We start from the raw sequence: 22,707 nt of genomic DNA on the forward strand, positions 1-22,707 counted from the left end.
TAGATTAGGCTACGTTTATTAGTACAAATAATTTACTGAAAAAGTTTGAAACGGCCTCAGTGATTTTGATTTGATACTTTAGTTAAAGCTATCGGAAACGACACGGGGAATGGAATTTGCGCTGGTGTTATGATTCATGTTCAATGAAAAATGCTTTTCTTTACGCCGGACAGATAGCTTTAGAATTTCCGGGCGAATCCTTACATTTGAACTGCTAAAACCATTTGATACATTGAAAAAGACGACACAACAACATATCATCGGATTATTTGAGAAAACGTTTGGTGAAAAAGTGACGGATATCGAGGTATTGCCGCCTTCCGGTTCCTACCGGGAATATTGCCGGTTGGTTTCGGACAAACGTAACGTGATTGGTGCCTGGAATGAAGACGATAAAGAAAACCGGGCGTTTATCGAATTTTCGAAAGCGTTGCGGACAAGTGGTATCAATGCGCCGGAGATATACAGCGAGGAAACCGAAAAACATATTTATTTGCAGCAGGATTTGGGGAATACTACGTTGTTCCAGTTTCTGAGTGATGTTCGTGAAAAAGATGGTTTTTCGGAGGAGATCGTTGAGGTGTATCGCAAGGTGGTGGCGCAGTTGCCAAAAGTACAGATTGAGGCCGGGAAAAATATCGATTATAGCTATTGTTATCCGCGCGATGCGTTCGACCGGCAATCGATGATGTGGGACCTGAACTACTTCAAGTATTATTTCCTGAAGTTGGCCAAGATTTCGTTCGATGAGCAATCGCTGGAGGACGATTTTCAGCGTTTCACCGATTATTTGCTGGAGGTAGAAAGAGACTTTTTCCTCTATCGCGATTTCCAAAGCCGCAACGTGATGCTGGTGGACGGTGAGCCTTGGTTCATCGATTACCAGGGTGGACGAAAAGGCGCGTTGCAATACGATCTGGCTTCGTTGCTGTATGATTCGAAAGCTGATATTCCGCAACCTGTTCGCGATGAGTTATTGGAAACATATCTCGATGAATTAGAAAAATATCATCCGGTTAACCGGAAGGATTTTCGCGAATATTTCTACGGCTACGTTTTGATTCGTATGATGCAGTCGATGGGAGCTTACGGATTCCGTGGATTTTATGAAAAGAAGGAGCACTTCCTGAAAAGTATCCCTTATGCGTTGGAGAACCTGGTGATTGTGCTCGATAAATTTTCGTTCCCAATTGAGTTACCGGAACTGGAAAAGGTTCTTCGTTCGTTGCCGGAATCAGAAACGTTGAAGAAGATTGCTTCGAAGCAGGACGAAATGACGGTTCGGATCACCAGTTTTTCATATAAGAAAGGAGTCCCACAAGATCCTTCCGGGAATGGAGGCGGCTATATTTTTGACTGTCGCGCTGTGCACAATCCCGGTAGGTACGATCAATACAAAACACTGACGGGAAAAGACCCGGAAGTCATTTCTTTCTTTGAAGAAGAATCGGAAATGGAAGATTTTCTCCGGCCGGTGTTCAATCTGGTCGATCAAAGCGTGGAGAAATATATCGAACGCAAGTTCAACCATCTGATGGTGAGTTTTGGGTGTACCGGAGGACAGCATCGCTCGGTATATGCGGCGGAACGGCTTACCGAACACCTGAAAAACAAATATCCAGTTCGTGTTGTTACTTTCCACAGAGAGCAGGAAGCTCTGTGATTAGTAGCAAAAAGTAATTATGTCAAAAACTTTGTGTAAGTCGAAGAAGGAGTACAAACCTCCTGAGAATCCTAAGTACGAGTGCAAGAAATGCGGCAAAGTGACCATGAAGGAAAAGAAAGTCTGCAAGCCTCGGAAAGTAAAAAGTTAATTTATTCAACAGAATACATGATGTCGGCGGTTTACTCTGTGAACCGCCGATGTTTTTTTATTTTCGTGAAGAAACAAAAGTCAATTTTTAAATATTGCCGAAACCTATGAAAGCCATGATTTTTGCAGCGGGTCTGGGAACTCGTCTTCGTCCGCTCACCGATAACAAACCCAAAGCCCTGGTGGAAGTTGCCGGAAAAACTTTGCTTCAACGAGCCATCGAAAAGGTGAGTAGTGCCGGTTTTGAAGAGATTGTGGTGAATATTCATCATTTTGGTGATCAGATTATTGACTTCCTGAAAAAGAACGACAACTTTGGGTTGAATATCCGGATTTCTGATGAGCGCAACGAATTGCTCGATACCGGAGGTGGCATACTGGAGGCCCGGCCGTTGCTGGAAGGTTCGGAACCTTTCCTGGTGTACAATGTGGATGTATTGTGCTCTCTCGATTTGAGAAAATTACTGCAATGGCATCGGGAACATCAGGCGCTGGCTACACTTGTCGTCCGCAGGCGGGATACAGCACGTTACCTGTTATTCGATAAGGAAATGCAGCTCTCCGGTTGGACCAACATTAAAACCGGTGAAGTGAAAATGGCCCGGCAAACACCGGAAGTCGATAAGTTTGCTTTCAGTGGCATTCATGTCATCGAACCTTCGGTTTTTCCTTTAGTTACTGAGGCGGGCAAATTCCCGATTATCCCGATGTACCTGCGACTGGCAGCACAAAATTCCATTTATGGATTCGAAGATACTTCAGATTTGTGGATGGATTTGGGCAAACTGGAGCAGTTGCAGGTTGCCGAAGAAAGACTCTCAGAATAACGAACATCCCGGTAGGAAAATATATAGGAGAGGTCAATTGCTACACGTGCGGCATGGGCTGCTACAGGTCAGTGGTGCGTTGCTACACATACGGCGTGGCCTGCTACCTGTCAGTCTTGTGTTGCTACACATACGGCACGGCTTGCTACCAGTCAGTCGTGTGTTGCTTCGTGCGGGGTACTTACTGCTACACGCGGGTATCGGTGGGATGGCAGAGACTGAAAGCATTTCGTCCTAAAACGAATTTTCGGATGCAAAAAAGGTGTCCCTGTCGGTTAACTCCAGCGTTTGGAAACTGCAGAGCTACCTCGGGGACACCTTCTTTTTTTATCCTATCGGGAATGCCGGTTATTTGTCTTTTGTTCCTTTTTCAGGAAGCAAGGCAACACTTATGTAGTTGTTGAAATTCCAAACCCATTTAGCCGCCTTCTGCAATTCTTTCGGGTTCAAAGCATTTACTTCAGTGTTGAACTGGTCGAAAGTAGAGAAATCACCGTCATGGTTCAGGTAGTACGATTTCAGTGCGCTCAGCCAGTAGTCGTTCTCGCGAAGATTGGTTTCGCGTTCACGCAGCATCTTTTCCATTGCTTTGTGTACTTCTTCCTGTGACGGACCGTTTTTGAGCAGATCCTTGATTTCATCGAAAACAGCGGCTTTTAACGTGTCAACTTTCTCCGGAGCGGTACCATAATAAATCGTCATGGTATATTCCGGTTCCGGAAGTTTATTGAACGAAGGTTGTGCTCCGATGTAATATACACTGGATTTGTCCTCACGAATGCTTTCCAGCAAACGAGTGGTAAGAATTTTAGCGAGTGCGTCGAGTTCAACGATGTCTTTCGTATCGTAATTCAGCTTGCCATGGAACTGGATGTACTGAATACTTTTCGGTTCAGTTCCTTTGTACACCTTCTTCTCTACAGCACCTTTCGGCGGACGGATACCTAAATCCTTCCAGTGATCGGTTTTTCCGGTTGTTGGCAACGAAGCCAGATAAGTTTCAACCAGCGGTTTCATTTTGTCGAAGTCGATGTTACCAACAAAGATGAATTTGAAATCACCTGCATTGGAGAACCGGTCTTTATCGATGGCCTTGATGCGATCGAAATTCGCCTCTTTCAGGGTTTGTTTTGTCAAAGGACGAACCCACGGACTGTAATTGCTGGCTACCACGCGGAAGGTATCAGAGAAGGCCGCTTCCGGAGAAGCTTTCCGGTTGTCGAGCTGACTTTCCATCCGGGTCATGAAGGAATTGAAAGCTGATTCATCAATTCGTGGATGGGTGAAATAGAGATTCACCAGTTTCATCAACGTTTCAACATCCTTTTTCGAAGAAGAACCCTGGAAGCCTTGAGTGATTTGACGAATGAACGGGTCGACGCTCACAACTTTTCCAGCCAGCTTTTTGTCCAGCTCGGGAGCCGTAAAGTCAGAAAGTCCGCTCATCTGCATGATGGTAGCTGCAAAATCAGTGGAAACGTCGTCCGATGGCGAGTAAACCGAATATCCGCCCGGTCCGTAAGCTGAGAACAGAATCTCGTCATCTTTGAAATCAGTTTTCTTCAGGATGACCTTAGCACCGTTCGAAAGTGTCCATTCTTCTGCATTTACTTCCGGAATTTTCTTCTCGCTGACAATCTTACCAGGAGTTGGTTGTTCAGGCATCAGCGGTGCATCGGAAACCTGATCTTTATAAGGCTTGATTTTAGCCGTGTCTACTTCCGCCAGAAGCTTTTTGACATCGTCGTTGGTTGGAACCGGAACGCCTTTCACGTCCGGAGCAGTGATAATCACTACGCGATTGTCCGGTGTCAACCACTTTTTGGCCAGTGCATCCACATCTTCGAGTGTAATGGTTGGCATCAATTCCTTATAATATTGATACTCCTTATCAAGTCCTGGAACAGGCTCTTTCCGCATCAGGAAGTTGCGGCTGTATTCGTTGGCGATGCTGATAGATTGACGCTTGTCGCGATCGTTGTAAGCAGTTTCCATCGAGCTCATCATCGACGCTTTTGCACGCTTCAATTCACTTTCGGTAAAGCCATAATCTTTCACTCGCTGGTTCTCGATAAGCACTGCTTTCAATCCTTCCGGAATTTTTCCCGGATGGGTAACGACCATGGAAGAATAAACGTCTACCGGACCTACCAGACCACCGTAGCTCGAGCGTGCAAATACAAACGGAGGATTCTCTTTTTGCGCAATTTCCGACAAGCGGGCATTGATCATGCTATTATACAGGCTGTGCATCATCATTTCGCGGTAGCCACCAATTGTTGTATCGAGCTCCATCGGATGCTTGATGTACAAGTTAGCTGATGAATAGGTTGCTTCCGGGTCGGTGACAACTTTGATGAGGGTACCTTTTTGGAAAGGAACATCGTATGAAGGCTTTTTGCTTTCGTTTTTGTGAATCGGAATTTGAGAGAATTTCTCTTTTACTTCCTGAACCATTTTTTTCTGGTCGAAATCGCCCACAACAATGACAGCTTGCAGATCGGGACGGTACCAGTCGTTACGGAAGCGACGAACAGCTGACGGAGGACAACTGTCGACTACCGACATTTTCCCGATAGGTAAACGGTCGGCATAATGTGAATCTTTGAAGAACACCGGCAGCCACTGTTTCATCATGCGCTGCTGTGCACCTTGTCCGCCGCGCCACTCTTCGTGAATGACACCACGTTCTTTGTTGATTTCATCATCCGAATCGGTCACCTGGCAAGCCCAGTCGTAAAGAACCTGCAGGCCTTTGTTCATGTATTTAGCGCTGTCGAGTGGTACTTTCAACATGTACACGGTCTGGTCGAAGCCGGTGTAGGCATTGATTTCCGGTCCGAATTCCATACCGATGGATTCGAAGTAATTCACGAGCTCATTTTTCGGGAAATTTTTGGTCCCGTTGAAGCTCATGTGCTCGCAAAAGTGGGCGAGTCCTTGTTGGTCGTCATCTTCGAGAATGGAGCCGGCTGATACAACCAGCATCAATTCTGCACGGTTTTTCGGGGTATGGTTGGCCCGAACATAATAGGTTAGTCCGTTTTTCAATACACCTTTGTCCGTCTTCGGATCGAAAGGGATTTTGGCTTTTAAATCCGGCACCTGGGCATAAGAACCCATTGCCAAAAAGATGGTCAGAAGACCAAGGATTAACTTTTTCATAAGCAATTTGTCTTGGAATAAATAATTAATATGATTTTTGTGGGTGTTTCACAATTGGTATAGCGTTTGGCTAATTCGTTACAAATGTTGTCGAACAGCATACGAAAATCCGTCCTCGTGATGCGCCCGGCTGTTCCGGTAACGAAACTTCAATTCGTCAGGCGCATTGTCAACTACGTACGAAAGCCGGGTGTAATCGAGCAATTCCATATCGTTAAAATCGTTTCCGATACCGAGTGTGTTTTCTTTGGGAATGCCTGTTAACTGGCAGACCGCTTCCACACCGTGTGCTTTGGTAACTCCTTCCGGGAAGATTTCCATCCAGGTGAAATCGGGGTGTAGCGGCGACGTAGCTCTAATAACACTAACGTGGGGAAATTGCTTCAGTACTTTTTGTTTGATGACGTCAAAATGTTCTGCGTCGCGCGGAAGAAATATCAAAACCTGGGAAATGGGAAAAGCATCGTTTTCTTTTAATTGAACCGCGTCTCCCAACACTTTGTGGTAATTGAGGTAACGTTCAAACTCTTCACAGGGGCTGCTCCTCCACCAGGCAAAATGGTGATTGTCCGGAATTTCGCGCGAAACTTTGAAGTTGAGTTTTTCCGCCATCAAAAACTGAATAATTTCGCCTGTTTCATCGGCCGGAATACTCATGGCCATCAGCAGCTTTTGTTGTTTCCAGTTAATCAAACCAGCGCCGGAGCTGAAGATGACAAAATCGAACGGCATATCGGGAGTAAGCACCTGTTTTACCTTCATCAGATTTCTTCCGGTGGCTGCTACCCGGCATATCCCCAATTTTCCCAACTCTTCCAGTGTTGCGTAGTCTGCTTTACTGATGGAATGATCTGCCTGCAACAGCGTGCCGTCCAGGTCGGTTATCACCATTTTTATTTCTGTCATTTGAAAAAAATAATCGAAATTATATTAGATAATCAATGGGTTAAGAATTTTGGGCAGGAAAAGTTAAAATTTCCCAAAACCAATAGTCTTTCTGAATGTTTATCTGACGCCAGTCTGCGTCAAGCAGCCAGCAAACAACGTGCCGAAAAAATAATTTTGCCGGCAGAATGGTTGAAGTTACAATTCCTGAAGAAGGTTTAAAAGTGAAATTTTAACAGAGGTTTGATTATGTAACATAATTTGAAAGATTTAGCCGTTAAAAAAGGCGGAGTCTTTTAGGGTGAAATATGTTTCTGGGTTGTTAAAAAATTGTTAAATTCGGGCGCCGAAAAAAATTAAGTTACCGTGTTTTATCATTTCTTTGTCGGTGAGCGATCGGGCCGGGGTTACCGTGGCGATGGCATTTGAATGCAGAAGGCTCGGAGCATGTAGATTTTAAGGGATGTTGTTCGGTTCGTTGATGACATTACAACCTGTATTTTCTCTTCTTTTTTTTGTCAGGGGAATTGTATCTTTCGAATTCAAATTTTTGGCGTGTAGACAACCAAAATCAATGCATACAACAAATAACTAATAGATATGGACAACAGACTTCAAGAGCTGACTGATAAGATTTATCAGGAAGGAATCTCGAAAGGAAACGAGGAGGCCGAAAAAATTGTGTCCGATGCCCGTGCGGAGGCAGAGAAAATTTTGGCTGAAGCAAAGAAGAAAGCTGAGAATATCGTTTCTGATGCCGAGAAAAAATCAGCCGAATTCGATCAAAACACCAAATCCGAACTCAAGTTGGCTTCCCGCCAGGCAGTTGATGCCCTGAAGCAAGAACTCGTCGGTATCATTAATGGTACCATAACTACTTCCGAAGTAAAAGCAGCGATGGGGGATACCAAGTTTATCCAGAAAGCCATCGAAACTGCTGTGAAAAATTGGGCTGTACATAACGATGAAACCATCGACATGCAGGTTCTCATCCCCAAAGAGGACGAAAAAGCCATCAGCGATTACTTTGCTGGTACTGCGAAAGGCGTGCTCGATAAAGGTTTTTCCATCGAAACTGTAAACGACCTGAAAGCTGGTTTCCAGGTGGCTCCGGCCGACGGAAGCTACAAGGTTAGCTTTACCGATGAGGATTTCATCAACTTCTTCAAAGAGTTCTTGCGTCCGAAAATCGTTGAACTTCTTTTCGAAAAGTAATAAGAACACCGGGTTAGTACCCAGTGCTTTTGGATGAGAACCTTTTACGAATGAGACAACCAACCGGGCCAGGATTCCTTTTCCAGACTTTTGCTCAGCAAATCGAGGAATAAAAATCACTTTCACTGAATCCGGCAGGCTGTTTGTTTTGGAAAACCGTTTCGAATGAAAAAATATTACTGTCTGGTTGCCGGGCTTCCCGAAATTCGCATAGATGACAACAAGCAGAGCTTCGATTTGAAGGAGTTCAAGGAGGAGTTGCGTGCCAACTTGTCGGAAGGCGAATTTGAGTTGATCAAACTCTTCTACCGGAAATTCGACAACCTGAACCTGATAGCATACCTGAAAGATGCCGAGGCTAAACTCGACGACCGGGGAAATCTCACTCAGGATGACTTCACTGAAATCCTTCGGATGGTGAAGGAGGAAGAAAATCCGAAAGATGAGCGAATTCCGGTGTACTTTAAGGAGTTTATTCCTGCCTGGCTCGAAGAAAAACCGCTGTTCCCCGATATGGCGTGGGAAGATCAGCTGGCAACGCTCTATTACGACGATGCCCTGAAATGTCGGAATGAATTCTTCAGCAGCTGGTTTGCCTTCAATCTGAATGTGCAGAATATCCTGACCGCTATCAATTGCCGAAACTACGATTTGGATCTGGGGCCGGCAATCGTTGGAAACAGCGAAATAGCCAATTCCATTCGCGAAAGCAGCTCGAAAGATTTTGGTCTGGCAGCCATTTTTCCATATCTGGATGATGTGCTGCATATTTCTGAAGAGGCCAATCTTTATGAACGTGAACGTCGCATCGATGCACTCCGTTGGAAATGGCTCGAAGAGAATGCCTTCTTCAAGTATTTCACGGTAGAGAAAGTCTTTGCTTACCTGTTGCAACTCGAAATGATTGAGCGATGGGTGAAGCTGAGCCAGGAAACCGGCCTGAAGATTTTCCGCGATTTTGTTCAGGAACTGCAACACTCGTTCGAATTCCCCGATGAATTTAAATTAAACAAGTAAACAACGAATATGTCTACGCAAGGTAAAGTCAAAGGAATTATTGCCAACCTGGTGACAGTGGAAGCCGACGGTCCGGTAGCGCAGAACGAAATCTGCTACCTTCAGACTCGCGGCACCGACCTGATGGCTGAGGTGATTAAGGTGAATGGAGCCAACGCCTTTGTCCAGGTTTTCGAAAGCACCAGGGGACTGAAAATCGGTGACTCGGTGCGGTTCACCGGACATATGCTCGAAGTAACGCTCGGGCCAGGTATCCTCTCCAAAAACTACGATGGTCTGCAAAACGACCTCGACAAAATGGACGGTGTCTTCCTGAAGAGGGGAGATTACACCAATCCGCTGGATGATGAGAAACTCTGGGACTTCAAACCATTGGCAAAAGCAGGCGACGAAGTGGAAGCTGCCAGCTGGCTGGGTGAGGTAAACGAAAATGGTAAGCCTCACCGTATCATGGTGCCATTTGTGTTTGAAGGTAAATACACGGTGAAGTCGGTTGTTGAAGTCGGTGAGTATAAAATAAACGACACCATTGCTGTTTTGGTGGATGCCGACGGCAAAGAGCACAACGTTACCATGGTACAGAAGTGGCCGGTGAAAAAAGCCATTACTGCCTACCGGGAAAAACCCCGTCCGTTCAAACTGCTCGAAACAGGTGTTCGTACCATCGATACCATTAACCCGATTGTAGAAGGTGGTACCGGCTTTATCCCCGGACCTTTCGGTACAGGTAAAACTGTATTGCAGCACGCTATCTCGAAGCAGGCCGAGGCCGATATCGTGGTGATCGCTGCCTGCGGTGAGCGTGCCAACGAGGTGGTGGAAATCTTTACCGAGTTCCCCGAACTGGATGACCCGCACACCGGACGCAAACTGATGGAACGTACTATCATTGTGGCAAACACCTCGAACATGCCGGTTGCTGCCCGTGAGGCTTCGGTTTACACCGCCATGACCCTTTCGGAATATTACCGTTCCATGGGACTGAAGGTGTTGATGATGGCTGACTCTACTTCTCGTTGGGCACAGGCCTTGCGTGAGATGTCGAACCGTTTGGAAGAGCTGCCCGGACAGGACGCATTCCCGATGGACCTCTCGGCCGTTATCGCGAACTTCTATGCCCGCGCAGGTTTTGTTTACCTGAACAACGGTGAGTCGGGTTCTGTAACCTTCATCGGTACGGTATCACCTGCTGGTGGTAACCTGAAAGAGCCGGTAACCGAGTCGACCAAGAAAGTGGCTCGTTGTTTCTACGCACTGCAGCAGAGCCGTGCCGACGGAAAACGTTACCCGGCTATTAACCCAATCGAATCTTATTCCAAGTACATCGAATATCCTGAATTCGAGGAGTACATTGGTAAGCGTATTGGTGACGAGTGGATCGACAAGGTGAGTGAAGTGAAGACCATTCTGCTTCGTGGACAGGAAGTGAGCGAGCAGATTAACATCCTCGGTGACGATGGTGTACCGGTTGATTATCACATGCGTTTCTGGAAATCAGAAGTGATTGACTTTGTGATTTTGCAGCAGGATGCATTCGATAAAATCGATATGAATACGCCGCTCGAACGTCAGGAGTTTATGCTGAATAAGGTAATGGATATTTGTCATACCGACTTCCGTTTCGACTCATTCACTGAAGTGGGAAGCTACTTCAAAAGGGTGATTAACCACCTGCGTCAGATGAACTATTCGGAGTTTCAGTCCAACGACTTCAAGAAGTTTGAAGAAGAATTGAATCAGATCATTAACGAAAGAAAAGTAGCATAATGGCAACAAAAGCTTTTCAGAAAATATATACAAAGGTCACCCAGATTACAAAAGCGACCTGTACCCTGAAAGCCGAAGGGATTGGCTACGATGAGCTGGCCGAAATCAACGGCCGCCTGGCACAGGTGGTGAAAATTATTGGTGACGAAGTAACTTTGCAGGTATTCGGTGGAACCGAAGGTATCCCGACCAATGCAGAGGTAACTTTCCTCGGGAAAGCGCCGACGCTGAAAGTGAGTGATCAACTTTCAGGACGCTTTTTCAATGCTTTTGGTGAGCCGATTGACGGCGGACCAGGTATTGAAGGTGAGGAACGCGAGATTGGTGGACCATCGGTGAACCCGGTGCGCCGTAAACAGCCGTCGGAACTGATTGCTACCGGTATTGCCGGTATCGACCTGAACAACACGCTGGTATCGGGACAGAAGATTCCGTTCTTCGCTGATCCCGATCAGCCGTTCAACCAGGTAATGGCAATGGTAGCTCTTCGTGCAAAAGCCGACAAGATTATTCTTGGTGGTATGGGATTGACGAACGACGACTACCTCTTCTTCCGTAACGTATTTGACAACGCCGGTGCGCTCGACCGCATCGTATCGTTTGTAAATACCACGGAAAACCCGCCGGTAGAGCGTCTGTTGGTACCTGATATGGCGCTGACGGCTGCTGAATATTTCGCGGTAGAGAAAAACGAAAGTGTACTGGTACTGCTGACGGACATGACGCTTTATGCGGATGCCCTGTCGATCGTATCGAACCGTATGGACCAGATTCCGTCGAAAGACTCGATGCCCGGTTCGCTTTATTCCGACCTCGCGAAGATTTACGAGAAAGCGGTTCAGTTCCCTGATGGTGGTTCCATTACCATTATTGCGGTAACAACCCTGTCAGGTGGTGATATCACTCACGCGATTCCGGATAACACTGGTTATATTACAGAGGGACAGTTGTTCCTGCGTCGTGACTCAGATGTTGGTAAGGTAATCGTCGACCCGTTCCGTTCGCTGTCTCGTTTGAAGCAGTTGGTAATCGGGGAGAAGACCCGCGAAGATCACCCGCAGGTGATGAACGCAGCTATCCGTCTGTTTGCCGATGCGGCCAGCGCCAAAACGAAACTGGAGAACGGTTTCGACCTGACCGAATACGACCAGCGTGCTTTGGATTTCGCGAAAGAATACTCCAACGAGCTGCTGGCAATCGACGTGAACATCGGTACGGACGAAATGCTCGACGACGGCTGGAAACTCCTCAGCAAGCACTTCAAACCTGAAGAGGTTGGTATCAAGCAAGAGCTGATGAGTAAGTACTGGCCGAGTGAGTCGTAAAAAATGAATTGAAAATTGAGAATTGATAATTGAGTATGAATGAAGTTACCAACAATGTAATTCTTGACCGAACATTTCGGTTTGCACTGAAAATTGTTGGTCTGTGCAGATGGCTGCAGCAGGAAAAGAAGGAATATGTTCTTTCGAAACAGTTACTGCGTTCCGGTACCAGTATCGGAGCTAATAGCCGGGAAGCACAGGAAGCTGAAAGTAAAGCAGATTTCATTCATAAATTTTCAATTGCTAATAAAGAATCGATAGAAACGAATTATTGGCTTGAATTATTGGAGGCCAGTGAGTTGATTCTGGATTATCCGGATTACCGGGAAGTGATGGATGAGGGTAAGGAAATTAAAAATATTCTTACTTCCATTATCCGTACTTCAAAAGGTATTGGGAAGTCTTAATTTTCAATTCTCCATTCTCCATTTTCAATTGTAAAGAATATGGCAATAAATTTTCAATACAATAAAACCGCTTTACAGGGACTCGAGAAGCAACTCAAGGTTCGGGTGAAGGCATTGCCTACCATCAAGAACAAGGAGTCGGCGCTGCGGGTCGAAGTAAAGAAGGCTAAAGACGAGGTGAAGAGGCTGAACAAACTTCTCGAAGAGACCATCGAAGAATACGATTCGATGATGGCCCTTTGGGGTGAGTTCGATGTTTCGCTCGTCAGGGTAAAGGATGTAAAAATGTCGGTGAAAAAGATCGCCGGTGTGCAGACTCCTATCCTCGACGGTGTGGAATTCGAAATAGCTCAGTTCAGCGTTTTCAGTAAACCCAAATGGTTCCTCGATGGCATCAAAGTAGTGAAGGAATTGGCCGAAATCGGGATCGAGCAGGAGTTTTTTAATCAGAAAATGATACTGCTGGATCATGCCCGTAAGAAGACCACCCAAAAGGTGAACCTCTTCGAAAAGGTGCAGATTCCGGGATACGAAGATGCCATTCGAAAAATCAAACGATTCCTGGAAGACAAGGAGAACCTCTCCAAGTCGGCCCAGAAGATTGTGAAATCCCGTCAGGAAACAAGGGAGGTGGAATCATGATTATACGAATGAAAAAATACACTTTTCTGGTTTATCACCGGGAGTATGAAACGTTTCTGGATGCTGTCCGGGAGCGGGGGCTACTTCACGTGAAGGAACGGAAAGGTGGAGAGGTCGAAGACGCTGCCCTGCGTGAGAAGATGCAGCTGCTGAAGCGCATCCGGGATGCGGTCCAATTTCTGCATCATCGCGAAGCGGAACCGGTAGAAACTGCCGGCGACATTGACGCGATGAAAGTGCTTCATGATTTCGAGGCTATGCGCCGCGAACGGGAAGTTGCTGAACAGGAGTTGCAGACGCTGCAAAAGGACGTTCATCAGCTGGAGCCCTGGGGCGATTTTTCCTGGGAGTCAGTTGAGCGCCTTGCAGAAGATGGCTGGGAGATTAACTTCTTCTCTACATCATCGCGCCGCTGGGAAAAAGACTGGCCCGAGAAATACAACGCTTTTATCATTTCCGAGACGGGTACAACAACCTTTTTCGTTACGGTTACCCCGAAAGGTGAAAAGGTTGATATTGATGCCGACCCGGTTCGCTTACCGGAACATTCGATGAGTTATGTTCGCGGTGAAATAAGTAAGCTCGGGGAGAAAATCGCGGAAATTGACGCAGCGTACGATGAGTATGCAGCCAAATACATTCCTGCGCTGGAACAGTTGCAACTAAAAGTTCAGCAGGAGTTCGACTTTGATAAGGTGGTACTCAACTCTCCGCGCTCGGCTGAAGACAAGGTCGTTGTGCTGGAGGGATATATTCCGGAAAATGAATCGAAGGATTTCGACCGGTTCCTGGAAACGCAAGGAGTCTACTACGAAGCTACTTATCCCGATTTGAAAGAGAAGGTGCCGGTATTATTGAAAAATAACTGGTTCACCCGGATGTTCGAAACCATTGGCGACCTATATGCACTTCCCAATTACAAAGAGTTGGATTTGACGCCTTACTATGCACCGTTTTATTGGATCTTCTTCGGATTTTGTCTTGGAGATGCCGGTTACGGTCTTGTTCTTGCTTTAATTGGATTCATCATGGCTGGTCGTGTAAAGCCGGATATGAAAGGCCCGATGAAACTGTTGGGCACGCTGGGACTGGCGACCATTATTTTTGGTCTCATCAGTGGAACGGTTTTCGGAATGAGTTTGTACGAAATGAAGTTCTCCTTCTACGGCACGCTGGCTGATCGCATGGCTGCCAAAGGAAAAACCATCAACGACGAACTCTTTACCATGGCCCTGGCGCTGGGAGCAATCCAAATTTTGTTTGGTATGTTCATCAAAGCGGCCAATGAAAAACACCAGTTTGGCTGGAAATATGCCTACGGTACAATTGGCTGGCTGGTTTTGATTGTCGGTGGCTTGATCGTGTACCTGATGGGCCAGCTGGGAGTCAATCCATCTGTAGTCAATATTGTGATGTACGTCGTAATCGGAGTCGGTTTTCTCGGTGCATTCCTGTTCAATAACCCCGAAAGGAACGTGTTTACCAATTTCGGAGTTGGTTTGTGGGATGCCTATAACATGGTGACCGGCGTGATGGGCGACTTGTTGTCTTATATTCGTTTGTTTGCTTTGGGTGTTTCCAGTGCGATTCTCGGATATGTATTCAACAGTCTGGCAATGCAGTTGTCACCCGATATTCCGGTGTTGAAGATTTTGGTGATGATCATTATTCTTCTCATCGGACACGGTATCACCATATTCATGTCGACGTTGGGAGCATTTGTTCACCCGATGCGTTTGACTTTCGTGGAATTTTACAAGAATTCCGGTTTTGCCGGCGGTGGTTTGCGCTACACGCCTTTCAAAAAAAGAATTTCATAAATAAGTAAATAATTAAAGTTATTAACCTGTATAAATAATCAAGAAATGGAACCTATTACATTAGCTTACATTGGAATTGGACTGATGATTGGCCTGTCCGGTATCGGTAGTGCGTTTGGCGTAACCATCGGTGGTAACGCTGCCATTGGTGCAATGAAAAAGAATCCTGATGCATTCGGTAGTTATATGATTCTTTCGGCTCTTCCCGGTACCCAGGGACTCTACGGTTTTGCTGGTTACTTCGTATTTGCCAACTTCGGAACTGCTCTTAGTCCGGACATCACCATGTTGCAGGCTGCTGCTATCTTCGGTGCTGGTTTGGCATTGGGTGTAGTTGGTTTGTTCTCTGCAATTCGTCAGGGACAGGTAGGTGCCAATGGTATTGCTGCCATCGGTGCTGGTTACGACGTATTCGGTAATACACTGATTCTTGCTGTATTCCCGGAGCTTTACGCTATTGTAGCGTTTGCGTCTGCCTTCCTTATCAACGGCGCTATTCAATAAGCAAAATATTTGTTGATATATGAAAAGCCCGGGCCATTGGTCCGGGCTTTTTTTATGTTCTTTCGTTTTTAGTGATGTTGAGGTAGGCGGTAAGTAGAAGAGGTTCGATATTATTATAATTAATAACCCTTCTAAGGTGAGTTGATGTTCTTGAACATCTGCTTCAACCAAAAAAATGTTTCGTTGTTGTTACGAATTGAAATATAATTAGTTACATTTATGCGGGGAACATTCTGTTAACACTGGCTTAACAAATTAATTTATGAAATCGTTGAGGCCTGTTTAAATAATTACTTATTTAGACCAAATATAAGCCTGACTTAAAATGAAGCAACAGACGAATCCGGATGACGTTTTGTGGAATCAGATTGTCCGGGATGACAAAAAAGCTTTGGAGTCGTTGTTTAGAAAGTATTTTACTCCTTTATGCGGTTTTACCGATTCTTTTGTCGAGAATCAGATGACGGCAGAAGAGTTGGTAGCTGATATTTTTTTAAGTATTTGGACCAAACGAAAGGAACTCTTCATTCATACCTCAGTACGGGCTTACCTTTTTGCTACTGCCCGCAATATTGCTCTCAATCATCTTCGTGGAAATACCAAAGGAAAGATTGTTTACCTGCACGAAGAACCTGTCGAACCCGGTTTTGTCGATGGGGTAGATGCCGGCCTTGAATATTATGAGCTATTGGAACAGGTGGAGGGCATTATCGATAAGATGCCGAAAAAGCGCCAGCAGATTTTCCGGATGCACAAATTGGAAGGTTTGAAGTATAATGAGATTGCCGAACGCCTTTCTATTTCGGTAAATACCGTACAAAATCAGATGAGTGAGGCAAAAAGATTCATGTCTCAGTTTAATGTATTTCTTTGATTACCTGGCAGAAGAGGTTTTTTACTTTCCACTTAACAAATAATTAACATTAAAGAATAGTAGGTCGACTTGTTGATTGGTGTCTCAGATATGAGAAACACAACCTAATGAGTACGACGGATTTCTATGAACTAGCTATTCGGTGCCTGACAAATGAAGGCACCGACCATGACTGGAAGGAACTGGAAAAATTCCTTCAGAAAAGTGAATACCGTCAACTTTATCAGCAACTTGCCTCCTCATTTTCTTCCGAAGAAAAAAATTCCCGACAATATAATCTGGAAAGAAGTTTGAATCGACTTCGTAGTGGCATTTCGCTCAAAGAGAAACAAATTCCCGCTAGGAAGAAGGGAAAGAGCAAAGTGCTGCTTCGCGGTTTGGTAGCAGCATCTGTTGCTGCAGTAATTGCGTTGGGAACCCTGAAATATCATTCCGGAAAAGAAGATATCCAATCTAAATCCGAGAAAGTGGCCTGGCTTAAAAAATCAGCGCCGGCCGGACAACAGGTGCGTGTGCTTCTTTCGGATGGAACCCAGGTGATTTTGAACGGAAACAGTCAACTGCGGTATGCTTCCAATTACGCTTCTCAATCGGTCCGGAAAGTGTACCTGAGTGGCGAAGCTTTCTTTACTGTCAAGCATAACGATAAAAAGGAATTTGAGGTAGTGACCGGTCATGTGGTGACACGCGATTTGGGAACCCGTTTTAATATCGAAGCTTATGCAGTAGATTCGGTTATTACCGTGGCACTGGTCGATGGAGCGATTGACGTAAGTTCGCCGGTAGCCCGACATCTGCAATTAAAACCTCACCAAAAACTTACTTACCACGCGAGTGATAACAGCCAGGAAGTTAATTCCTTCAACGTGGCGGAATTGACCGGTTGGAAAGACCAGCTTTTGGTTTTCCACAACAAGCCGCTTCCGGTGGTGCTGGAAAAACTCTCGCGGCATTACGGAAAGCCCATAGTATTCCACGACAGTGCATTGAATCAAATCGTTCTGACAACGCAATTCAAGCAAAAGTCGTTGAACCAGGTTCTGGAAGTACTCTCGTACGCGGTAGGTGTCAAATTTATCGATAAAGGGGACAGCATTTTAGCTGTGAAAAACAATAGTGATAAAAAGAGAAATGAAAACTAAAACGAAATATATGATTTAATCTACCTGTCCGGGATTATCCCGAAAATCACCAACATTTAGTACAAAAAAAAGAGTAAAAATGAAGTTTGGCGACCGTCACTTTTACTCTGGAGAGAATTAGTAATTAATTCAAAACTGTTACAAAATTATGAAAAAAAAATTGTTCCTGACAATTTTCAGGCTGGGATTGTTTGTCCTGCCCAGTCTGTTGTTCTTAAACACGCCGGCTTCGGCCAGTGATTTATCCAAGCGGATAAATATCGATGAAGGCTCATACACTCTGGGTCAGTTTATTAACATGATAACTGATCAGTCGGGGTATGACTTTACCTACCAGGCAGCAGAACTGCCTATGGAATCAAAAGCCAGCATTCCCATGCAGGATGAAACTGTTGACAAAGCAACGGAAAGACTGGCTAAAACCTTCCGACTAAAAGTAAACATCCTTAACAACAACATTATCCTGAAGCCCGGCGAAACCAAGGGGAAGCAGGATACCAAGACCATTAAAGGAAAAGTGCTCGACGACAACGGACAGCCTCTTCCCGGTGCAACGGTGGTAGTAAAAGGTACGACAACCGGTACGGTAACCGGACCTGATGGTACGTTTTCGCTGAATGCACCGGCCAATGCTGCTGCTTTGTCGGTTACATTTATTGGTATGCAGGCCCAGGATGTTACGCTTGACGGACGTGCCAGTTATACCGTTAATATGCGGCCCGAAACAGTCGGACTGGATGAAGTAGTAGCCATTGGTTACGGAACCGTGAAAAAGAAAGATTTAACAGGTGCTGTCGGTATCGTTAAATCGAGCGAGATAGAGAGCCAGCCTACCGAGAGTGTCGATAAGATGCTGCAGGGACGTATGGCCGGTGTAGATGTGGTTGCCGATAATTCACCGGGTGGTGGAGTGGCCGTTCGTGTTCGTGGTTACAGTACCATTCGGAACAATGAACCACTTTACATTATCGATGGAGTTCCGGTTTCAGAAGGAATCAATATGGTTAACCCGAACGACATCGCGTCGATTCAGGTGCTGAAGGATGCTTCTTCTGCTTCTATCTATGGTGCACGTGCTGCCAACGGCGTTGTGATTATCACCACCCGACAGGGGAAATCGAAAGATCCTTCACTGCGTGTAGATGCTTATGTGGGTTTGCAGCAAGCTGCCAATAAGCTGACGATGTTGAATGCACAACAATATGGTGACATGCTTTGGCAAGCCATTAAAAATGATGGGGCTACACCCGCTAACGAAATTTATGGTAACGGACCAACACCGGTGATTCCACAGTACCTCGACGCTGCTCAGATAGAACCGTCAGCCAATACCAACTGGGTGGATGAGATTTTTCGTACGGCTCCGGTACAATCGTATAATGTATCCTTCTCGAAAGGTGACGACAAATCGAGACAAGCCTGGTCACTCGGTTATTTCAACCAGGACGGTATTATTAAATACACTGGTTTCGAACGTATCTCCGGTCGTTTGAATTCGGAATACAATTTCTTCGACAAGAAACTGAAAGTGGGAGAAAACCTTGGTCTTTCCCATACATGGAGTAATGTTGCTGAAAATAACTCGGCATTGGGTGGAGTTGTTTACGAAGCCTATAAAATGCCGTCGATTGCACCGGTAAAAAACCTGAACGGCGAATATGCCAGTTCTCCGCTGAACGATATTCAGAACCCAATGGGTAAACTGTACCGGAATAAGGATAACAAGGGTAAAACGCTCAAACTGTTTGGTAACGGTTACATTGAATACAAAATTATTGAAGGCCTGACCGCCAAAACGAATTTTGGTATCGATTATACCAACTTCTATGAGCGAAATTACAGTCCCAAATACGTGGAAACATACACTCAACAAAACCTGAGTTCGTTGACAACCAGTAATAACTGGAAATTCGACTGGGTTTGGACGAATACGTTGAATTACGTTCATCAGTTTGGTAAACACTCGATTAATGTGTTGGCCGGTATGGAAACGCTGAAATCGCAAATGGAAGGATTTACCGGCTTCCGTGAAGGATTTGCTTACGACGATCCCAACTTCCGCTACCTGGACGCCGGGGATGGTGGTTCGCAGAAAAACACGGGTACCGGAACTGAGTGGAGTATGATTTCCTACATCAGTAAAGTAGACTATAGCTATGATAATCGTTACCTGTTGTCGGCTACGTTCCGTCGTGACGGTTCTTCGAAACTGGGTAACAACAAATGGGGAAACTTCCCGGCTATCTCTGCCGGATGGCGCCTGAGTGAAGAGAAATTCTTCAATGTGGATGCCATTACGAACCTGAAGCTGCGCTTCGGTTGGGGACAGAACGGTAACCAGGATGTACCGGCTTACAGTACCATTTCTTCTTACTACAGCAATCCGTACTATTCCAATTATGCCATGGATGGTGCGCAGGAATCGGTATATACCGGTTTCACTCCGAGTAGAAACGGTAACCCCGATTTGAAATGGGAAACAACCACTCAGACGAACTTTGGTGTCGATTTAGGACTGGTGAAAAACCGCATCGAATTTACCGGTGACTATTTCATCAAGACCACCAAAGACCTGTTGATGGAGCGGCCGCTGCCTCCGACCATTGGTGGTACTACACAAACGGTGTGGACCAATGCCAGTGAAATGCAGAACAAAGGTTTCGAGATTACTCTGAATTACCACAGTAAAAAGGTAAACGACCTGCAATGGAATCTTGGGCTAAACCTGTCGCATGTGAAGAATGAATTGACTTCCCTGCCAGAAGATATCGACTATATCGGTTTGCCAGGGTCGTATCTGCACAGTGTGAACTTCGACCAGGAGACATCGCGTTCAGCTGTTGGTGAACCCATTTCTTCTTTCTATGGCTATAAGGCGCTGGGCCTGTTTAAAACGCAGGCAGAAGTGGATGCATGGGGGAAACAACCCAATGCTCAGCCAGGTGATATCAAGTTTGCTGACCTGAATAACGACGGTGTGATTGATGCTAACGACCGTACTTTCATCGGAAGTCCGCATCCTGATATGTCGTTTGGCCTGAATTTCAGTCTGAACTACCGTAGCTGGGACTTTTCCTTGTTCGCACGAGGAAGCGTGGGTGCCCAGATTTACGACCTGACCCGTTACTACGGCGATTTCTTCGATTTGTCGGCATACAACAAGCAGTCGCGTACGCTGAATGCCTGGACAACCGACAACCCGAATGCTACTGTTCCGCGTTTGTCTCTTGACGACCCGAACAATAATATTCGTCCTTCGAGCTACTACGTTCAGGACGCCGATTATGTCCGCCTGCAGAATGTGAAGCTGGGATATACCCTTCCGGCAGGAAAACTGCACAGCAAGCGGTTCTACCTCTATGTACAGGCACAAAACCTGTTCACTATTACCAATTACAAAGGTTTGGATCCGGAAGTCGGATTGCAGAACTACAGTTCAGCTCACAAAAACCTGGATATCGGTGTCGACCGCGGTATTTATCCTGCAGCGCGTACCTATACACTGGGTGTGAATCTGGAATTTTAAAAGGTAAAACGGAGTGTATAAAATGAATAGAAAAATGAGACGTATATATTTATTTATCATCATAATCGGCTTTGCTTTTTCTTCCTGTAGCAAAAGCTTTCTCAACGATACTCCCATCGGGGAATTATCGGAATCTCAGGTTCAGACGCCTGATAACCTGGAAGGGCTCGTCGTTTCAGCCTATTCGGTTTTGAATGGTCAGTTCGACGAGGCGTCGAATGCCTTTAACTCGCCGGCTTCGAACTGGAGCTTTGGTGACGTCGTTTCGGATGACGCATACAAAGGCGGTGGTGGTACCGGTGACCAGAACCAAATTCACCTGATGGAGATTTTCCAAACCAACCCGTCGATTATCGATGTCGATAGAAAATGGCTGGCTCTCTACGAAGGGGTGAAACGCGCCAATCTTGCCATCCGCGAGCTGAACAAATCAGAAACGTTCGACCCGGAGCTGAAAAAGCAGCGTATCGCAGAAATGCGTTTCCTGCGTGGTCACTACTATTTCGAGCTGAAGAAGATTTATAACCACATTCCGTGGATTGACGAGACCGATGAAACCACCGACTCGTACTATAAATCGAATACTGAATTAACTTCTGAACAGCTTTGGCAGAAAATTCTGGACGATTTCGATGCGGCGTACAAGGTGTTGCCGGCCGATCAGTCAGCAGAGCCGGCCCGCCCGACCAAATGGGCTGCCCGTGCTTACATGGCGAAGTGTTACATCTTCATGCAGGATTGGAACGATGCCATTACCGCGGCCGACGATGTGATCAATTCAGGCAAATACCATCTGATGGACAACTTCCGCGATGTTTTCCTTCCGGATAACGACAATGGTCCCGAGGTTGTTTTTGCCGTGCAGAACTCCATCAACGATGGTTCGCCCAATAACTACAACGGTTCCATTGGCGACCGTTTGTTGACTCCCGGAGGTCCTTATCCGAACTACGGCTTTCTGCGTCCTTCGCAGAACCTGGTCAATTCATTTAAAACCGATGCATCGGGTATGCCCGTTGAGGACAACGTTAACGTAACGGATAACGATTATGTCGATCCGCGTCTCGATCATACGGTTGGTCGTCACGGAATTCCGTACCTCGATATGGGAATCTACGACTGGGAACCTCGTGACCCGGTAACTTATGGCGAATTCATCCAAAAGAAACGCCAGGTTTCGAAAAACTCTCCGGCATATCTGCAGGTTTGGCCTTATGTTACGTCGATGAACTATTACATCATTCGTTATGCCGATGTATTGTTGTGGAGAGCAGAAGCTGCCATCGAGACCGGCGACCTGGAAACCGGACGTACCTATATCAACATGGTTCGCGGACGGGCTAAGAACAGCGAAGTCGTGAAATTCGACGACGGAACACCGGCAGCCAACTACAGCATCGATACGTACAATACACCGTTCGCCGACAAGGCAGAGGCTACCACAGCTCTGCGCACCGAGCGCCGGTTGGAGTTTGCGCTCGAAGGACACCGTTTCTTCGACCTGGTTCGCTGGGGCATTGCCGACAGTGTGATGAATAACTACTTCGAGGTAGAGAAAACCCGTCGTACCCACTTGTCTAATGCCCACTTTACGGCTGGTAAGAATGAGTATGACCCTATTCCGCAGGCAATGGTCGATCTAGGCAAAGGCATGATTACGCAGAACCCGGGCTACTAAGTTCATACATTCTCTATTAGATAACACCAAAGTACCCGGCCCCCAGAATTGTATTGACGGGGGCCGGTTTTTTTCTATTCAACAGAAAATAATTTCAACT

General features: G+C 46.0%; 17 protein-coding genes. 15 read left to right on the plus strand and 2 right to left on the minus strand.

The genetic code is table 11. From position 1 onward, the window contains the following. Positions 1 to 232: 232 nt before the first annotated feature. Positions 233 to 1,663 carry a RapZ C-terminal domain-containing protein gene (locus AC060N_RS05440; protein WP_479526204.1) on the plus strand — a complete coding sequence of 477 codons (1,431 nt, stop codon included), beginning with the start codon at positions 233 to 235 and terminating at the stop codon, positions 1,661 to 1,663. A gap of 257 nt (positions 1,664 to 1,920) precedes the next feature. Beyond that, positions 1,921 to 2,640 (plus strand): nucleotidyltransferase family protein, encoded by a 720-nt coding sequence (locus tag AC060N_RS05445; protein ID WP_479526205.1) that lies wholly within the window; start codon positions 1,921 to 1,923, stop codon positions 2,638 to 2,640. Positions 2,641 to 2,988: 348 nt separating this feature from the next. Here AC060N_RS05445 and AC060N_RS05450 read toward each other — a convergent pair whose 3' ends face one another. After that, positions 2,989 to 5,805, minus strand: a complete 2,817-nt coding sequence (locus tag AC060N_RS05450) for a M16 family metallopeptidase (RefSeq protein WP_479526206.1) — start codon at positions 5,803 to 5,805, stop codon at positions 2,989 to 2,991. A gap of 78 nt (positions 5,806 to 5,883) precedes the next feature. Further along, positions 5,884 to 6,711: an HAD hydrolase family protein gene (locus AC060N_RS05455; RefSeq protein WP_479526207.1), complete on the minus strand. Its 828-nt coding sequence runs from the start codon at positions 6,709 to 6,711 to the stop codon at positions 5,884 to 5,886. Between AC060N_RS05455 and AC060N_RS05460 the strand changes: the two genes are divergently transcribed. The 13 genes from AC060N_RS05460 to AC060N_RS05520 all read left to right on the plus strand — a co-directional run bounded on the left by AC060N_RS05460 (position 6,712) and on the right by AC060N_RS05520 (position 22,607). Beyond that, the gene (locus AC060N_RS05460) at positions 6,712 to 6,912 is read left to right on the plus strand and encodes a hypothetical protein (RefSeq protein ID WP_479526208.1); all 201 of its coding nucleotides are present in this window, start codon (positions 6,712 to 6,714) and stop codon (positions 6,910 to 6,912) included. Positions 6,913 to 7,290: 378 nt separating this feature from the next. Beyond that, complete coding sequence (locus tag AC060N_RS05465) at positions 7,291 to 7,905, plus strand: V-type ATP synthase subunit E family protein (protein ID WP_106543269.1); 615 nt, start codon at positions 7,291 to 7,293, stop codon at positions 7,903 to 7,905. Between the two features lie 165 nt (positions 7,906 to 8,070). After that, a complete protein-coding gene (locus AC060N_RS05470) occupies positions 8,071 to 8,922 on the plus strand; it encodes a DUF2764 family protein (protein WP_479526209.1) in 852 nt (283 codons plus the stop codon). A 9-nt stretch (positions 8,923 to 8,931) separates the two neighbouring features. After that, positions 8,932 to 10,689 carry a V-type ATP synthase subunit A gene (locus AC060N_RS05475; protein WP_479526210.1) on the plus strand — a complete coding sequence of 586 codons (1,758 nt, stop codon included), beginning with the start codon at positions 8,932 to 8,934 and terminating at the stop codon, positions 10,687 to 10,689. After that, positions 10,689 to 12,014, plus strand: a complete 1,326-nt coding sequence (locus AC060N_RS05480; RefSeq protein ID WP_479526211.1) for a V-type ATP synthase subunit B — start codon at positions 10,689 to 10,691, stop codon at positions 12,012 to 12,014. The genes AC060N_RS05475 and AC060N_RS05480 overlap by 1 nt, the downstream gene beginning before the upstream one ends. Positions 12,015 to 12,049: 35 nt before the next feature. Continuing rightward, entirely contained in the window at positions 12,050 to 12,421 is a 372-nt protein-coding gene (locus AC060N_RS05485) for a four helix bundle protein (protein WP_479526212.1), read from the plus strand. 39 nt (positions 12,422 to 12,460) lie between these two features. After that, the gene (locus AC060N_RS05490; RefSeq protein WP_463234830.1) at positions 12,461 to 13,063 is read left to right on the plus strand and encodes a V-type ATP synthase subunit D; all 603 of its coding nucleotides are present in this window, start codon (positions 12,461 to 12,463) and stop codon (positions 13,061 to 13,063) included. A gap of 8 nt (positions 13,064 to 13,071) precedes the next feature. Next, on the plus strand, positions 13,072 to 14,883 hold the full coding sequence (locus tag AC060N_RS05495) for a V-type ATP synthase subunit I (protein WP_479526213.1): 1,812 nt from the start codon (positions 13,072 to 13,074) through the stop codon (positions 14,881 to 14,883). A 45-nt stretch (positions 14,884 to 14,928) separates the two neighbouring features. Beyond that, positions 14,929 to 15,387: a V-type ATP synthase subunit K gene (locus AC060N_RS05500; RefSeq protein ID WP_106543263.1), complete on the plus strand. Its 459-nt coding sequence runs from the start codon at positions 14,929 to 14,931 to the stop codon at positions 15,385 to 15,387. Positions 15,388 to 15,712: 325 nt separating this feature from the next. After that, positions 15,713 to 16,261: an RNA polymerase sigma-70 factor gene (locus AC060N_RS05505; RefSeq protein ID WP_463228748.1), complete on the plus strand. Its 549-nt coding sequence runs from the start codon at positions 15,713 to 15,715 to the stop codon at positions 16,259 to 16,261. Positions 16,262 to 16,368: 107 nt separating this feature from the next. Further along, the gene (locus AC060N_RS05510) at positions 16,369 to 17,403 is read left to right on the plus strand and encodes a FecR family protein (protein ID WP_479526214.1); all 1,035 of its coding nucleotides are present in this window, start codon (positions 16,369 to 16,371) and stop codon (positions 17,401 to 17,403) included. A 148-nt stretch (positions 17,404 to 17,551) separates the two neighbouring features. After that, positions 17,552 to 20,929 carry a SusC/RagA family TonB-linked outer membrane protein gene (locus AC060N_RS05515; RefSeq protein ID WP_479526215.1) on the plus strand — a complete coding sequence of 1,126 codons (3,378 nt, stop codon included), beginning with the start codon at positions 17,552 to 17,554 and terminating at the stop codon, positions 20,927 to 20,929. 34 nt (positions 20,930 to 20,963) lie between these two features. Beyond that, positions 20,964 to 22,607, plus strand: coding sequence for a RagB/SusD family nutrient uptake outer membrane protein (locus tag AC060N_RS05520; RefSeq protein WP_479526216.1), 1,644 nt, complete (start codon positions 20,964 to 20,966; stop codon positions 22,605 to 22,607). Positions 22,608 to 22,707: the final 100 nt, after the last annotated feature.

It is taken from the genome of Prolixibacter sp. DSM 2831, from assembly GCF_056493735.1.

What these genes read in the sequence shown, in the direction of transcription:
- AC060N_RS05445 (WP_479526205.1), top strand. Translation starts at nt 1,921, where the DNA reads ATGAAAGCCATGATTTTTGCAGCGGGTCTGGGAACTCGTCTTCGTCCG.
- AC060N_RS05450 (WP_479526206.1), bottom strand. Translation starts at nt 5,805, where the DNA reads ATGAAAAAGTTAATCCTTGGTCTTCTGACCATCTTTTTGGCAATGGGT.
- AC060N_RS05455 (WP_479526207.1), bottom strand. Translation starts at nt 6,711, where the DNA reads ATGACAGAAATAAAAATGGTGATAACCGACCTGGACGGCACGCTGTTG.
- AC060N_RS05465 (WP_106543269.1), top strand. Translation starts at nt 7,291, where the DNA reads ATGGACAACAGACTTCAAGAGCTGACTGATAAGATTTATCAGGAAGGA.
- AC060N_RS05470 (WP_479526209.1), top strand. Translation starts at nt 8,071, where the DNA reads ATGAAAAAATATTACTGTCTGGTTGCCGGGCTTCCCGAAATTCGCATA.
- AC060N_RS05475 (WP_479526210.1), top strand. Translation starts at nt 8,932, where the DNA reads ATGTCTACGCAAGGTAAAGTCAAAGGAATTATTGCCAACCTGGTGACA.
- AC060N_RS05480 (WP_479526211.1), top strand. Translation starts at nt 10,689, where the DNA reads ATGGCAACAAAAGCTTTTCAGAAAATATATACAAAGGTCACCCAGATT.
- AC060N_RS05485 (WP_479526212.1), top strand. Translation starts at nt 12,050, where the DNA reads ATGAATGAAGTTACCAACAATGTAATTCTTGACCGAACATTTCGGTTT.
- AC060N_RS05490 (WP_463234830.1), top strand. Translation starts at nt 12,461, where the DNA reads ATGGCAATAAATTTTCAATACAATAAAACCGCTTTACAGGGACTCGAG.
- AC060N_RS05495 (WP_479526213.1), top strand. Translation starts at nt 13,072, where the DNA reads ATGAAAAAATACACTTTTCTGGTTTATCACCGGGAGTATGAAACGTTT.
- AC060N_RS05500 (WP_106543263.1), top strand. Translation starts at nt 14,929, where the DNA reads ATGGAACCTATTACATTAGCTTACATTGGAATTGGACTGATGATTGGC.
- AC060N_RS05505 (WP_463228748.1), top strand. Translation starts at nt 15,713, where the DNA reads ATGAAGCAACAGACGAATCCGGATGACGTTTTGTGGAATCAGATTGTC.
- AC060N_RS05510 (WP_479526214.1), top strand. Translation starts at nt 16,369, where the DNA reads ATGAGTACGACGGATTTCTATGAACTAGCTATTCGGTGCCTGACAAAT.
- AC060N_RS05515 (WP_479526215.1), top strand. Translation starts at nt 17,552, where the DNA reads ATGAAAAAAAAATTGTTCCTGACAATTTTCAGGCTGGGATTGTTTGTC.
- AC060N_RS05520 (WP_479526216.1), top strand. Translation starts at nt 20,964, where the DNA reads ATGAGACGTATATATTTATTTATCATCATAATCGGCTTTGCTTTTTCT.